Genomic DNA, 15467 nt, shown 5'->3' with positions numbered 1-15467 from the left:
GATGGCGAGCCGTGGCGGGGAGGGCAAAGTGGCACTCACTGAATCCCTGAACAGATCCCCGTAGGAGAGTAGCGATGAAAATGAAATTGACCGCCCTGGCCCTGTTGCTGGCTGTGAGTGCGCCGATGGTCCACGCCGCCGCCGAGCCTTCCGGCTATACCTACCGCATGGTGGCCGAGACCCCAAGCAACGTGAACGACAAGGAGATCGCCAGTCTGTTCGACCGCTGGAACAAGGCCCTGAAGACCGGCAGCTCGCAGACTGTGGTGTCGCTCTATGCACCGGACGCAGTTCTGCAGCCGACCGTTTCGAACAAGGTCCGGGCGACGCCTGCGGAGATCAAGGACTACTTCGATCACTTCCTGGCGCTCAAGCCGGCCGGTGAGATCAACTACCGGGAAATCCGCCGCCTGGGTCCGGATGCAGCGGTGGACAGTGGTGTCTACACGTTCACCCTGACCGCCGCTGACGGCAAGAAGAGCACAGTCCAGGCGCGCTACACCTTTCTGTACCACCGCGTCGGCAACGAGTGGAAGATTCTCAACCACCACTCCTCGGCGATGCCGGAAGTACAGCCCGAGTATCAGGTCAGCCGCTGATCTGTTATCCGCCAGGCGGAAAACAAAAAATCCGGAGCCAGTGCTCCGGATTTTTTTGCCTGTCTGAACCGCTCGCTGTCAGGCTTCGGCCTGTGCGCCATTGACCTTGCGACAATGAATCAGCGCATCGCGAATCATGAAGTTGACCAGCGTCGGCGACACACCCAGTTCCTTGGCAATGTCCTTTTGCGGCACGCCGTGCAGGCGGTACATCTCGAATGCATAGCGAGTGCGAGGCGGCAGCTCGGTCAGGGCATCGGCAATTTTCTCCAGGCTGGAGAAGTTGATGTGCGAGATTTCCGGCGAGGCACCTTGAATCACCACGTTCAGCCCCTCGGCCTCCGGGCCGGTGTATTTCTGTTCGAGCGCCTGTTTGCGGTAATGATCGATGGCCAGGTTGCGCACGATCTGAAACAGGTAACTGAGCTGGGCCTTGAAGGTCAGCGTGGCCTGAGGTGCCGAGCGCAGTCTGAAAAAGGCATCCTGCACGACGTCTTCGGCGCGCGAGCGACAACCCACGATGCGGGCCGCAATCTTGACCAGCAGCAAGTAGTTATCGACGAAGGCCTGGAGTAAGGGTGAGTCGCACTTACTTGTGATTACGTGTTCCGTCATGGAATTCACCTTGCTGCTTCAACAATGGAGGGGAGGGCCGCATGGAGGGGCAGCACCGTCACATGGGGCGACAAATTAGCCTTAATGATAATTATTGTCAAATGCGAAATCAAATCAGTGCACTTTAAAAGGGCGCTTTCATCGTGCCTGTTCTCGCTGCGTGCATCCGCCTAATTATTTGCAGACGCCATCCGTTCTCATTGGTGACAGGCCCGACCACGGTTGCGGCCAGGGAATACCTCAGGAGAACCCCATGCGTTCCGATCACGCGCATCGCCGCCTTTACATCCGCGCCCACAGACAGGCGGTTTCGATATGAGCACGCCGGTGAGCCTGACGCTGTTCTGTCTGCCTTATTCCGGGGCCAGCGCGATGTTCTACAGCCCTTGGCGGCGCAAATTGCCGGAGTGGCTGAACGTGCGCCCGCTGGAGCTTCCCGGTCGTGGCATGCGCATGGACGAGCCCTTGCAGACCGACATCGTGCAACTGGCCAATCATCTGGCCGACGAAATCAGCGCCGAGCTGGATAAGCCCTATGCGTTGTTTGGCCACAGTCTGGGCGGGCTGCTGGCCTTTGAGCTGGCGCACGCCTTGCGCGAGCGCGGTCTGCCCGCACCGCTGGCGCTGTTCGCATCAGCGACTGCCGGTCCGGTGCGCCGCGATGTCAGCGAATACGTCGCCGCCAAGACCGATGCGCAACTGATCGACCGGCTGCGCACGCTCAAGGGCACCAGCGAAAACGTCATCGCCAATCAGGAACTCATGCAGTTGATGCTGCCGATCCTGCGCGCCGATTTTCTGCTCTGCGGCAGCTTTGTGTACGGCAGGCGCGAGCCGCTCAGCGTGCCGATCCATGTATTTGGCGGCAAACAGGACAGCATCAGCGTCGAGGAACTGCTCGACTGGCAGGAAGAGACCCGCACCGGATTCTCTCTGGACATGTTCGAGGGCCATCACTTTTATCTGGTCGACGAGCAAACACAGCTGCTCCGTCTGCTGCGGCGCTATTGCGAACAGCACCTGGCCCGCTGGCGCAACAGCACCTCACGGCAAATGAACCGGGCCGCCGGTTGACCCTGTTTGCCTCGCGCGCGGCCTCTTTGCAGGGCGCGCGTCTTTTTTGAAATTCAGATTTTATCTGGCACGCCGAATCTAGCAGGAACCCCATCATGGATGCGTTTGAACTCCCCGACACTCTGGCTCAGGCTCTTCAGCGTCGCGCCTTGCACACGCCGGATCGGCTGGCGCTGCGTTTTCTCACCGATGAGAAAGACCAGGGCCTGGTGTTGACCTACCGTGATCTGGACCTGCGCGCGCGGACCATCGCTGCTGCGTTGCAACGTCAGGCCGTGCCGGGGGATCGGGCGATTCTGCTGTTCCATAGCGGGCCGGACTATGTCGCGGCGTTCTTCGGCTGCCTGTATGCCGGGGTCATTGCCGTGCCGGCTTATCCGCCGGAATCCAACCGTCGCCATCACCAGGAGCGCCTGCTGTCGATCATCGCCGATGCCGAGCCGCGTCTGCTGCTGACCGGTTCCGATTTGCAGCCGGCCTTGCTGCAGATGGACGAGTTGACCGCCGCCGATGCGCCGCCACTGCTCTGTGTCGACACGTTGCCTGTTGCCCCGGCACGAGACTGGCAGGGCCCGCAGTTGCAGGCCGACGACATCGCATTCCTGCAATACACCTCGGGCTCGACCGCGCTGCCCAAGGGCGTGCAGGTCACGCATGGCAATCTGGTCGCCAACGAGTTACTGATCCGCCACGGCTTCGGCATCGACCTCAACCCGGACGACGTGATTGTCAGCTGGCTGCCGCTGTACCACGACATGGGCCTGATCGGCGGCTTGTTGCAGCCGATTTTCAGTGGTGTCCCGTGCATCCTGATGGCCCCCGCGTACTTTCTTGCCCGGCCATTGCGCTGGCTGGAAGCCATAAGTGAATACGGCGGCACCATCAGCGGTGGGCCTGACTTTGCCTACCAGCTGTGCAGCGCACGGGTCAGCGAGTCAGCGCTGGAGCGTCTGGACCTGAGTCGCTGGCGCGTGGCGTATTCGGGCTCCGAGCCGATTCGCGAAGACAGCCTGAGGGCATTTGCCGAGAAATTCGCCAGTTGCGGCTTCACGCCTGACAGCTTCATGGCGTCCTACGGCCTGGCCGAAGCGACGCTGTATGTGGCCGGTGGCAAGCGCGGCAAGGGTATTCCATCGTTGCGCCTGAATGCGCAGGCGCTGGCACGCAACGTCGTAGAACCGGGCGACGGTCAGCCGGTCATGAGCTGCGGCACAGGCCAGCCAGGGCATGGCGTACTGATTGCCGACCCGGCCAGCCTGCAGGTGCTCGACGAAAATCAGGTTGGCGAAGTCTGGGCCAGCGGGCCGAGCATCGCCCACGGCTATTGGCGCAACCCTGAGGCCACCGCCAAGGCATTCGTGCAGCATGCCGGGCAGACCTGGCTGCGCACCGGCGACCTGGGTTTTCAGCGTCACGGCGAGCTGTACATCACCGGTCGCTTGAAGGACATGCTGATTGTTCGTGGCCATAACCTATACCCGCAGGACATCGAAAAGCTCATCGAGAGTGAGGTGGATGTCGTGCGCAAAGGCCGTGTGGCGGCGTTTGCCGTCACTCAGGACGGTAACGAAGGCATCGGCATTGCTGCTGAAATCAGTCGCAGCGTGCAGAAAATCCTCACGCCCGAAGCGTTGATTAAAATCATCCGGCAGACCGTGGCCGAGGCATTTCAGGAAGCGCCGAGTGTCGTGGTGCTGCTCAATCCGGGCGCTCTGCCCAAGACCTCCAGCGGCAAATTGCAACGCTCGGCCTGCCGCACGCGTCTGGCCGACGGCAGCCTGGACAGCTACGCGGTGTTCCCCGCGAGCGATACCACTCTTTCAGGCTGTGTCCCAAACAGCGGCTCGGACCTGCAAGCGCAGATTGCCACAGTCTGGTGCGAGCAGTTGCAGTGTGAGCAGGTCAGTGCCGACGACCATTTCTTCCTGCTGGGCGGCAACTCGATTATCGCGACTCAGGTGGTGGCCCGCCTGCGCGAAACGCTGGGGATCGACCTGAACCTGCGACTGCTCTTTGAAGCGCCGACGCTGGCGGCCTTCGCGGCGCAGGTCGAAGCGCTGCAGGTCGCCGCCTTGCAAGGCGACAGCCAGACGCAGAGCGCCATCGCCCGATTGCCCGGCAACGAGCATCTGCCACAGTCCATGGCCCAGAACCGCCTGTGGTTCCTCTGGCAGCTCGATCCGCACAGCAGCGCCTACAACATTCCCGGTGGGCTTCACTTGCGCGGTGAACTCGACAGAACTGCATTGCGCACCAGCTTCCAACGCCTGATCGAGCGTCATGAATCGCTGCGTACGCGCTTCTACGAACAGGGCGGCGTGGCCCTGCAACGTATCGACGCGCCCAGTGAATTCCACCTCGACACCCTCGATATCAGCGATCTGCCCAGCACCGAGCGTCAGGCACGGGCCGTGGCAATTCGCGAACAGCAGGCGCGTCTGCCGTTCGATCTGCAACATGGCCCATTGCTGCGCGTCACGTTGTTGCAACTGGACGAAGAAGAGCATCAATTGCTGGTCACGCTGCACCACATCATTGCCGATGGCTGGTCGCTGAATGTGCTGATCGACGAGTTCTCGCGCCTTTATGCCTCGGCCGTTCAGGGCCAGACCCTGGAGCTGACACCGTTACCGCTACGTTATGCCGATTACGGCCAATGGCAGCGCGAATGGCTGGCGAACGGCGAGGCCGAGCGCCAGTTGGCTTACTGGCAGCAGCAACTGGGTGATGAACAACCGGTCCTGACGCTGAACACCGACCATCCGCGTTCGGCCCGTCAGCAGCACAGCGCTTCGCGCTACAGCCTGCGCTTGACTGCCGAACTGAGCACCGCCGTGCGCAACACCGCGCAAGCCTGGCAGTCGACGTCGTTCATGTTCCTGCTGGCAGGGTTCCAGACCCTGTTGCATCGTTACAGCGGGCAAGCCGACATTCGCATCGGTGTGCCCGGCGCCAATCGGCCACGCCATGAAACCCAGGGCCTGATCGGCTTCTTCATCAACACCCTGGTGCTGCGCGCAGAGCTGGACCCGCGTCTGCCATTCTCGACCCTGCTGGCCCAGACCCGGCAGGCGGCGCTTGAAGCCCAGACCCATCAGGATGTGCCGTTCGAGCAACTGGTCGAAGCGTTTCCGCAGGCGCGCGAGCACGGTCTGTTTCAAGTCATGTTCAACCATCAGCAACGCGACCTCGGCGCACTGCGTCGTTTGCCGGGGCTGCTGGCAGAAGAGCTGCCGTGGCACAGCCGCGAGGCCAAGTTCGATCTGCAACTGCACAGCGAGGAGGACCGCAATGGTCGCCTGACGCTGTCTTTCGATTACGCTGACGAACTGTTCGAGCACGACACCATCGTCGCCATGGCTCGGCACTATGTACGGCTGCTGACGCAGGTCAGCCAGCAGGCACAGCTCGCGCTGGGTGATGTGCAGCTGCTCAGCGCCGAGGAGCAGGAGCAACAGGCGCAATGGAGCGCCGCGCCTTGCGCAGCGGCCACGTTGTGGTTGCCTGAACTGCTGGACCGCCAGGCGCGGCAGACCCCGGAACGTATTGCGCTGGTGTGGGAGGGTGGCAGCCTCGACTTCGCCGGCCTGCACACGCAGGCCAACCGCCTGGCGCATTACCTGCGCGACAAGGGCGTTGGTCCGGACATCAAGGTGGCGATCGCCGCCGAGCGTTCGCCGCAGCTGTTGATCGGGCTGCTGGCGATCCTCAAGGCGGGCGGGGCGTACGTGCCGCTGGACCCGGACTATCCGATGGATCGACTCGCCTACATGCTCCAGGACAGCGGGGTCGAACTGCTGTTGACCCAGAGCCATCTGCTGGGCGACCTGCCGAGCGCCGAAGGCGTGTGCACGGTCGCGATGGATAGGCTGCACCTGGACAATTGGCCGGTCAGCGCGCCGCGTCTGAACCTGCACGGCGACAACCTGGCGTACGTGATTTATACCTCCGGCTCGACCGGTCAGCCCAAAGGCGTCGGCAACACCCATGCGGCACTGGCCGAACGCCTGCAATGGATGCAGGACACCTACGCGCTGGATGAAAGCGACGTGCTGATGCAGAAGGCACCGATCAGCTTCGACGTCTCGGTGTGGGAGTGCTTTTGGCCACTGATCACCGGCTGCCGTCTGCTACTGGCAGGCCCTGGTGAACACCGCGACCCGCAGCGCATCGCGCAGCTGATCAACGCGTATTCGGTGACCACGCTGCACTTTGTGCCGCCGCTGCTGCAACTGTTCATCGATGAGCCGCTGGCGCAACAGTGCAGCAGCCTGCGTCGGCTGTTCTCTGGCGGCGAAGCATTGCCCGGCGAGCTGCGCAACCGGGTGCTGGAGCAACTGCCCGGCGTACAGTTGCACAACCGCTATGGCCCGACTGAAACCGCGATCAACGTCACCCACTGGCAGTGCCGGATCAGCGACGGCCTGCGTTCGCCGATCGGCCGTCCTCTGGGCAATGTGCTGTGCCGTGTGCTGGACAGCGAACTGAATCCGCTGCCACGCGGGGTGGCCGGTGAGTTGTGCATCGGCGGCATCGGTCTGGCGCGCGGTTATCTGAAGCGTCCCGGGCTGACCGCCGAGCGCTTTGTCGCCGATCCGCTGGGGCAAGTGGGTGAGCGCCTGTACCGCACAGGGGACCTGGTACGCTGGGGCACTGATGGCGCGCTGGAATACCTTGGCCGTCTGGATCAGCAGGTCAAACTGCGCGGTTTTCGCGTCGAACCACAAGAGATCGAAGCCCGCCTGCTGGCCCAGCCAGGCGTAGGCCAGGCAGCCGTGCTGCTGCGCGAAACCGTTGCCGGGCCGCAACTGATCGGTTACTACACCGCCGAAGCAGGGCAGAGCGTCGAGGCCGAGCGGATCAAGTCGGCGCTGGCCCTGGAACTGCCGGATTACATGGTCCCGGCGCAGCTGGTGCGTCTCGACAGCATGCCCCTGAGCCCGAGCGGCAAGCTGGATCGCCGCGCCTTGCCCGAGCCGCAATGGCAGACCCGCGAGCATGTCGAGCCGCAGACCGATCTGCAAAAACAGATCGCCGCTGTCTGGCGACAGGTGCTGGGTGTGCCGCGTGTCGGCCTGCGCGATGATTTCTTCGAACTGGGCGGGCACTCGTTATTGGCCACGCAGATCATTTCCCGCGTGCGGCAGGCGTGCGACATCGACCTGCCGTTGCGGGCGCTGTTCGAAGCCAGCGAACTCGGTGCATTTGCCGAACAGGTTGAGTGTATTCAGCAGTCAGGCGCACGCAGCAGCCTGCAGCCGATTGCCCGTGTCGACCGCAGCCAGCCGGTGCCGTTGTCCTATTCCCAGCAGCGCATGTGGTTCCTCTGGCAAATGGAGCCGGACAGCCCGGCCTACAACGTCGGCGGCATGGCGCGCCTGAAAGGCGTGCTGAACATCGAGTGTTTCGAGGCAGCGCTGCAAGCCTTGATTCTGCGCCACGAAACCCTGCGCACCACGTTCCCGAGCGTCAACGGCGTAGCGTGCCAGAAGGTCAGCGAGGAGTCCGGCCTGTGCGTGCAATGGCAGGACTACTCGGCATTGCCCGCCGAGCTTCGTCAGCAGCGCATTCAGGCGCTGGCCGACAGTGAGGCGCACCAGCCCTTCGATCTGGAAACCGGACCGTTGCTGCGCGCGTGTCTGGTCAAGTCGAGCGACCTTGAGCATTACTTCGTCCTGACCCTGCACCACATCGTCACCGAAGGCTGGGCGATGGACATTTTCGCCCGCGAACTGGGGCAGCTTTACGAGGCCTTCCTCGAAGGACGACCTTCGCCGCTGGAACCGCTGGCAGTGCACTACCTGGATTACAGCGTCTGGCAACGGCAGTGGATGGAAGCCGGTGAACGCCAGCGCCAGCTCGATTACTGGACCGCACAGCTGGGCAACGAGCACCCATTGCTGGAGCTGCCTGCGGACCGACCGCGTCCGCCGGTGCAAAGCCATCAGGGCGAACTGTATCGCTTCGACCTGAACGCCGACCTGGCCGCGAAAGTTCGTGCATTCAATGCCCGCAATGGCCTGACCCTGTTCATGACCATGACCGCCACCCTGGCGGTATTGCTCTACCGCTACAGCGGCCAGAACGACCTGCGCATCGGCGCACCGGTGGCCAACCGTATCCGTCCGGAAAGCGAAGGGCTGATCGGCGCGTTCCTCAATACCCAGGTGCTGCGCGTGCAGCTTGACGGGCAGATGAGCGTCGCCCAGTTGTTCGAACAGGTTCGCCACACGGTGATCGAAGGCCAGTCACATCAGGACCTGCCGTTCGATCATCTGGTCGAAGCCCTGCAACCGCCACGCAGCGCCGCCTACAACCCGCTGTTTCAGGTGATGTGCAACGTGCAGCGCTGGGAATTCCAGCAGAGTCGCGAACTGGCGGGCATGACCGTCGAGTACCTGGTCAACGATGCGCGGGCCACCAAGTTCGACCTCAATCTGGAAGTCACCGAGCTGGATCACCGACTGGGTTGCTGCCTGACCTACAGCACCGATCTGTTCGACGAACCGCGCATCGCGCAGATGGCCGAGCACTGGCTGAACCTGCTGCAGGCGCTGCTCGCTGATCCACAACAACGCCTGAGTGAATTGCCGCTGCTGCAGGACACAGAGCGTCAGCAACTGCTCGACAGCCTCGGCGTCGAAGCGGGTGAGCAGCGGCTCGACCAGTGCATTCACAGCCTGTTCGCCGAACAGGCACAACGGCGTGCAGACGCGCCGGCGCTGACCTTCGCCGGGCAAACCCTTAGTTACGCCGAGCTGGACGCCAAGGCCAACCAATTGGCCTGGATGCTCCGCGAGCGCGGCGTCGGCCCGCAGGTTCGCGTCGGTCTGGCGCTGCCGCGCTCGCTGGACATGGTCGTCGGCCTGCTGGCGATCCTCAAGGCTGGCGGTGCCTACGTGCCGCTCGACCCGGAATACCCGCTGGAACGCCTGCACTACATGATCGAAGACAGCGGCGTCGGGCTGCTGCTGAGCGATCGTGCGCTGTTTGCCGCATTGGGTGAGTTGCCTGAGGGTGTTGCCCGCTGGTGCCTGGAAGATGATCAGCCATTGCTGGCGTCCTGCCCAACCTGTGAGCTGCCGTTCATCAACCTGCCGCAGCACCAGGCGTACCTGATCTACACCTCCGGATCGACCGGCAAACCCAAAGGCGTGGTGGTGTCCCACGGTGAAATCGCCATGCATTGCCTGGCGGTGATCCGGCGCTTCGACATGCGCCCTGACGACTGCGAGCTGCATTTCTACTCGATTAATTTCGATGCTGCCACCGAGCGCCTGCTGGTGCCCTTGCTCAGCGGTGCACGCGTGGTGCTGCGTGCTCAGGGGCAGTGGGACGCCGAAGAAATCTGCACGCTGATTCGCCAGCAGCAGGTCAATATTCTCGGCTTCACGCCCAGCTATGGCAGCCAGTTGGCGCAGTGGCTGGCAACCCAGGGCCAGACCCTGCCGGTGCGCATGTGCATCACCGGCGGCGAAGCGCTGACCGGCGAACACCTGCAACGTATCCGTGCAGTGTTCCAGCCCGAGCTGTTGTTCAATGCTTATGGCCCGACCGAAACCGTGGTCATGCCGCTGGCCAGCCTGGCCCCGCAGCAACTGGAGGAGGGCGAAGCCAGCGTGCCGATCGGTCGCGTGGTCGGCGCAAGGGTGGCGTACATTCTCGACGCCGATCTGGCGCTGGTGCCCCAGGGCGCGAGCGGTGAGCTGTACATCGGCGGAGCGGGCCTGGCGCAGGGCTATCACCAGCGCCCCGGCATGACTGCCGAACGCTTCGTGGCCGATCCATTCGCCAGCAACGGCGGGCGTCTGTACCGAACCGGCGATCTGGTGCGCCAGCGCGCCGACGGTTTGGTGGAGTACCTGGGGCGTATCGACCATCAGGTGAAGATTCGCGGCTTCCGCATCGAGCTGGGTGAAATCGAGACCCGTCTGCTGGAGCATGCAGCGATCCGCGAAGCCATTGTGCTGGCGCTGGACACGCCGTCGGGCAAGCAGCTGGCGGGCTATCTGATCAGCGACGTGGCCGGGCAGGGCGACGAGCAGCAGACGCAATTGCGTGAAACGCTCAAATCGCACCTCAAGGCGCAACTGCCGGACTATATGGTGCCGACCCACCTGATCCTGCTCGACAGCATGCCACTGACCGCCAACGGCAAACTCGACCGCCGTGCCTTGCCTGCACCGGACCCGGAACTCAATCGTCAACACTACGTAGCGCCTGCCAGTAAGCTGGAGCAGCAATTGGCGGCAATCTGGTGTGCGGTGCTGAACGTGGAAAAAGTCGGCCTCAACGATAACTTCTTTGAACTGGGTGGCGATTCGATCCTGTCGATTCAGGTGGTCAGCCGGGCGCGTCAGTCGGGCATTCATTTCAGCCCGCGTGATCTGTTCCAGCACCAGACCGTACAGACCCTGGCCGCCGTGGCGACCACCCGCGAATTGATTCAGGCCGAGCAGGGCCAGCTTGACGGTGCTTGCGGCCTGACGCCGATTCAGCACTGGTTTTTCGACACGCCTATCCCCGAGCGTCAGCACTGGAACCAGTCGCTGCTGCTGGAGCCGCTCAGCGCCCTGGACCCGAACCTGCTGGAGCAGGCGTTGCGTGCGCTACTCGAACAACACGATGCCCTGCGCCTGAGTTTCACCGAGCACGAGGGTACGTGGCAGGCAGAACACCGCGCAGTGACCGCCGACACCCTGTTGATTCGGGCGCGGGTCACCGACATGGCCGAATGCGCAGCTCTGTACGCCGACACCCAGCGCAGTCTCGATCTGCAAGACGGTCCGCTGCTGCGCGCCTTGCTGGTCGATGGGCCCCAGGGCCGGCAACGGTTGCTGATGGTGATTCATCACCTGGTGGTCGATGGCGTGTCGTGGCGTGTGCTGCTCGACGATTTGCAAAACGCTTATCGTCAACTGCGCGACGCAGCGCCTGTGCGCTTTACGGCGAAGACCAGCGCCTTCCGCGACTGGGCCGCGCGTCTGCAGGCCTATGCAGGCAATGAATCGTTACGTGAAGAACTGCAGCTGTGGCAGCGCCAGCTGGGGGGGGCTGCGACGACTCTGCCGTGCCATAACGCGCAGGGCGGTCAGCAGAATCTGCATGCGCAGACGGTCAGCGTGCGACTGGATGCCGAACGTACCCGGCAATTGCTGCAACAGGCGGCGAGTGCCTACCGAACCCAGGTCAACGACCTGCTGCTGACCGCGCTGGCACAAGTGGTCTGCCGTTGGAGCGGGCAGCCGTCGACGCTGATCCAGCTTGAAGGTCACGGCCGTGAAAACCTGTTCGATGACATCGACCTGACCCGCACGGTGGGCTGGTTCACCAGCGCCTATCCGCTGCGCCTGACGCCAGCGCCGGCTGCCGATTCGGCACCGGGCGACTCGATCAAGGCGATCAAGGAGCAACTGCGTCAGGTGCCGCACAAGGGGCTGGGCTATGGCGTGCTGCGCTACCTGGCCGACAGTGCCAGCAAGGCTGCCATGCAGGCGCTGCCGGTGGCGCCGATCACCTTCAACTACCTCGGCCAGTTCGATCAGAGCTTCGCTGACGACGCGCTGTTCCGTCCGCTGGAAGAGTCGCCAGGCGCGGCCCACGACCCGCAGGCGCCGTTGCCCAACGAACTGAGCATCGACAGTCAGGTGTATGGCGGCGAGTTGTTGCTGCGCTGGACCTTCAGTGCCGAGCGCTATGAACCGGCTGCCATCGAAGCGCTGGCACAGGATTACCTGGCCTGCCTGCAGGCGCTGATTGCCCATTGCCTGAGCGATGGCAGCGGTGGCCTGACGCCTTCGGACTTCCCGCTGGCCGATCTGGATCAGGCGCAGCTCGACGCGCTGCCGGTTCTGCCAAGCCACATCGAAGACGTCTACCCGCTGACACCAATGCAAGAGGGCATGCTGCTGCACACCCTGCTGGAACCGGGCACCGGCCTGTATTACATGCAGGACCGCTACCGCATCAACAGCGCGCTCGACCCAGAGCGTTTTGCCCAGGCCTGGCAGGCGGTGATCGCCCGTCATGAAGCGCTGCGCGCCTCGTTCTGCTGGGATATCGGCGAAACCATGCTGCAGGTCATTCACAAGCCGGGCAGCACGCCAATCGATTATCTGGACTGGCGTGAGATGCCAGCGGAGCAGCAGGAGACGCGCTTGCAGGTCCTGCTCAAGTCCGAGCGCGAGGCCGGTTTCAATCTGCTCGATCAGCCGCCGTTCCACCTGCGCCTGATCCGCGTCGACGAGGCGCGCTACTGGTTCATGATGAGCAACCACCACATCCTGATCGATGCCTGGTGCCGCTCGCTGCTGATGAACGATTTCTTCGACATCTACACTGCGCTGGGCGAAGGCCGCGATGCGCGACTGGCCCCCGCACCGCGCTATCGCGACTACATCGGCTGGTTGCAACGCCGAGGACTGACGCAGGCGCGTGACTGGTGGCGAGATAACCTGCGCGGCTTCGAGCAGCCTACGCCGATCCCCAGCGACCGGCCGTTCCTGCGTGAACATGCCGGCGACAGCGGTGGCATGGTGGTGGGCGACTGCTACACCCGTCTCGATGAACGCGACGGTGCACAGCTGCGCGAACTGGCGCAGCAGCATCAACTGACCGTCAACACCTTCGCCCAGGCGGCGTGGGCGCTGACCCTGCGGCGCATGAGCGGTGAGCGCGACGTGGTGTTCGGCGTTACCGTGGCCGGGCGGCCGGTGGAACTGCCGCAGATGCAGCGCACGGTCGGCTTGTTCATCAATACCGTCGCCCTGCGTGTCGGCATGCCGGCTGACGACCAGCGTTGCAGCGTTCGCCAGTGGCTCGGCCAGTTGCTGGACAGCAACATGCAACTGCGCGAGTACGAATACCTGCCGCTGGTGACCATTCAGGAAAACAGCGAGCTGCCCAAGGGCCAGCCACTGTTCGACAGCCTGTTCGTGTTCGAGAACGCGCCGGTCGAGGTCTCGGTGCTGGACCGTGCGCAAAGCCTGAATGCCTCCTCGGATTCCGGTCGTACCCACACCAACTACCCGCTGACCGCAGTCTGCTATCCGGGAGATGACTTGGGTCTGCACCTGTCCTACGACCAGCGCTATTTCGACGAATCCACCGTGCAGAGCATGCTCGGTGAGTTCAAGCGCCTGCTGCTGGCGCTGGTCGAAGGCTTTCATGGCAACATGGCCGAACTGGCGCTGGTCAGTGAGCAGGAACGCACTTTCCTGATCGACGGTTGCAACCAGAGTGACCATGCTTACCCGCTGGATAAAAGCTATGTCGAGCTGTTCGAAGCGCAGGTCGCGGCGCATCCGGAGCGCATTGCGGTCAGTTGCCTGGAGCGCCAGCTCAGCTATGCCGAGCTGAATATCGCCAGCAACCGTCTGGGCCATGCCCTGATCGAGGCCGGTGTCGGGTTCGATCAGCCGGTTGCCTTGCTGGCCGAGCGCGGTGTTGAATTGCTCGGTATGATCATCGGCAGCTTCAAGGCCGGTGCCGGTTACCTGCCGCTGGACCCGGCACTGCCGAACTCGCGTCTGAGCGGCATCATCGGCCAGAGCGCCACACCGCTGCTGGTGTGCAGCGCTGAGTGCCTGGAACAGGGCAGGGCGCTGCTCGAAGCACTGCCCGAAGGGCGCCGACCGCAGTTGCGGGTCTGGGAAGACGTGCAGCAGAGCGATTCCGCGCAGCACGATCCTGGTCGCTACAGCGCGCCGGACAACCTCGCTTATGTAATCTTTACCTCAGGCTCCACCGGGCTGCCGAAGGGCGTGATGGTCGAGCAGCGCGGCATGCTCAATAACCAGTTGAGCAAGGTGCCTTACCTGAGCCTGAGCGACCGCGATGTGATCGCCCAGACCGCCTCGCAGAGTTTCGACATTTCGGTCTGGCAGTTCCTCGCCGCGCCGCTGTTTGGTGCTCGGGTGGACATCGTGCCGAACGACATCGCCCGCGATCCGCAGGCGCTGTTGGCGTATGTTCAGGCACAGCGCATCAGCGTGCTGGAAAGCGTGCCGTCGCTGATCAACGGCCTGCTCGCCGAACCGCAGGCAGCGCTCGATGGCCTGCGCTGGATGCTGCCGACCGGTGAAGCCATGCCGCCGGAACTGGCCAGCCAGTGGCTGCAACGTTACCCGCAGATCGGCCTGGTGAATGCCTATGGTCCGGCTGAATGCTCTGATGACGTGGCGTTCTTCCGGGTCGATGCGCAGTCCACTCGCAGCGCTTATCTGCCGATCGGTTCGCCGACCGACAACAATCGTCTGTACCTGCTCGATGATGCGCTGGACCTCGTGCCGCTGGGTGCGGTTGGTGAGCTGTGTGTGGCCGGGGCCGGTGTCGGTCGTGGTTATGTCGCTGATCCGCTGCGCACCGTTCCGGTGTTCGTACCGCATCCGTTCGGTGCGCCGGGCGAACGTCTGTACCGCACCGGTGACCTGGCGCGGCGCCGCAAGGACGGCGTGCTGGAGTACGTCGGCCGGGTCGATCATCAGGTGAAGATTCGTGGTTATCGCATCGAGCTGGGCGAAATCGAAACCCGTCTGCTGGAGCATCCCGCTATCCGTGAGTCAGTGGTGCTGGACGTCGACGGCCCATTGGGCAAGGTGCTGGCGGCCTACCTGGTGCCGCGCTCCGCGACGCAGGATCATGAGGCCCTGCGTGACGAGGTGAAAGGCCACCTCAAAGCCAGCCTGCCGGACTACATGGTGCCGACGCATCTGGTGCTACTGGAGGCCATGCCGCTGACCCCGAACGGCAAGCTGGACCGCAAGGCCCTGCCGGCGCCGGACGTCAGCCTGGCGCAGCGGGATTACCTGGCACCACAGACGGAAATGGAGCAGCAGCTGGCAACGATCTGGGCTGATGTGCTCAAGGTCGAGCGCGTGGGCATTACCGACAATTTCTTCGAGTTGGGCGGGCACTCGCTGCTCGCGACCCAGGTGGTGACCCGTGCGCAGAAGCGCTTGCAGCGTAACGTGCCATTGCGGGCGATGTTCGAATTCAACACCGTTCAGGCGTTGGCGCAGCATCTGGAAAGCCTTGGAGGAGCACAGGTCGACGAGCAGAAATTCGACCGTCTGGCGGACTTGATGGCGGAACTGGAAGGGCTCTGATCAGCCTCTCGTCGGAGCGACGGGGCTGCGGATAAAAAACTCGTTACCGGGTGTAAATCCGCAGCTCGCTGGC

4 protein-coding genes are annotated in these 15467 nt (G+C 63.3%); 3 read left to right on the top strand and 1 reads right to left on the bottom strand.

From position 1 onward, the window contains the following. The first annotated feature begins 74 nt into the window (after nt 1-74). The gene (locus PCPL58_RS18890) at nt 75-599 is read left to right on the top strand and encodes an SgcJ/EcaC family oxidoreductase (protein ID WP_003371658.1); all 525 of its coding nucleotides are present in this window, start codon (nt 75-77) and stop codon (nt 597-599) included. A gap of 78 nt (nt 600-677) precedes the next feature. Here PCPL58_RS18890 and PCPL58_RS18885 read toward each other — a convergent pair whose 3' ends face one another. Beyond that, nucleotides 678-1214, bottom strand: a complete 537-nt coding sequence (locus PCPL58_RS18885) for an RNA polymerase factor sigma-70 (protein ID WP_003319375.1) — start codon at nt 1212-1214, stop codon at nt 678-680. Between the two features lie 315 nt (nt 1215-1529). Here PCPL58_RS18885 and PCPL58_RS18880 point away from each other — a divergent pair, with 315 nt between their 5' ends. Next, nucleotides 1530-2288 (top strand): thioesterase II family protein, encoded by a 759-nt coding sequence (locus PCPL58_RS18880; protein ID WP_065350154.1) that lies wholly within the window; start codon nt 1530-1532, stop codon nt 2286-2288. 95 nt (nt 2289-2383) lie between these two features. Further along, nucleotides 2384-15394, top strand: a complete 13011-nt coding sequence (locus tag PCPL58_RS18875) for a non-ribosomal peptide synthetase (protein ID WP_065350153.1) — start codon at nt 2384-2386, stop codon at nt 15392-15394. Nucleotides 15395-15467: the final 73 nt, after the last annotated feature.

The organism is Pseudomonas cerasi (assembly GCF_900074915.1).
Classification (GTDB): Bacteria; Pseudomonadota; Gammaproteobacteria; order Pseudomonadales; family Pseudomonadaceae; genus Aquipseudomonas; species Aquipseudomonas cerasi.
The sequence above is the reverse complement of the archived record's forward strand: the minus strand, read 5'-3'. Positions and strand labels throughout refer to the sequence as shown.

Bases quoted from the DNA above. Each gene is read 5' to 3' on its own strand.
- PCPL58_RS18890 (WP_003371658.1), top strand. From the start codon at position 75: ATGAAAATGAAATTGACCGCCCTGGCCCTGTTGCTGGCTGTGAGTGCG.
- PCPL58_RS18885 (WP_003319375.1), bottom strand. From the start codon at position 1,214: ATGACGGAACACGTAATCACAAGTAAGTGCGACTCACCCTTACTCCAG.
- PCPL58_RS18880 (WP_065350154.1), top strand. From the start codon at position 1,530: ATGAGCACGCCGGTGAGCCTGACGCTGTTCTGTCTGCCTTATTCCGGG.
- PCPL58_RS18875 (WP_065350153.1), top strand. From the start codon at position 2,384: ATGGATGCGTTTGAACTCCCCGACACTCTGGCTCAGGCTCTTCAGCGT.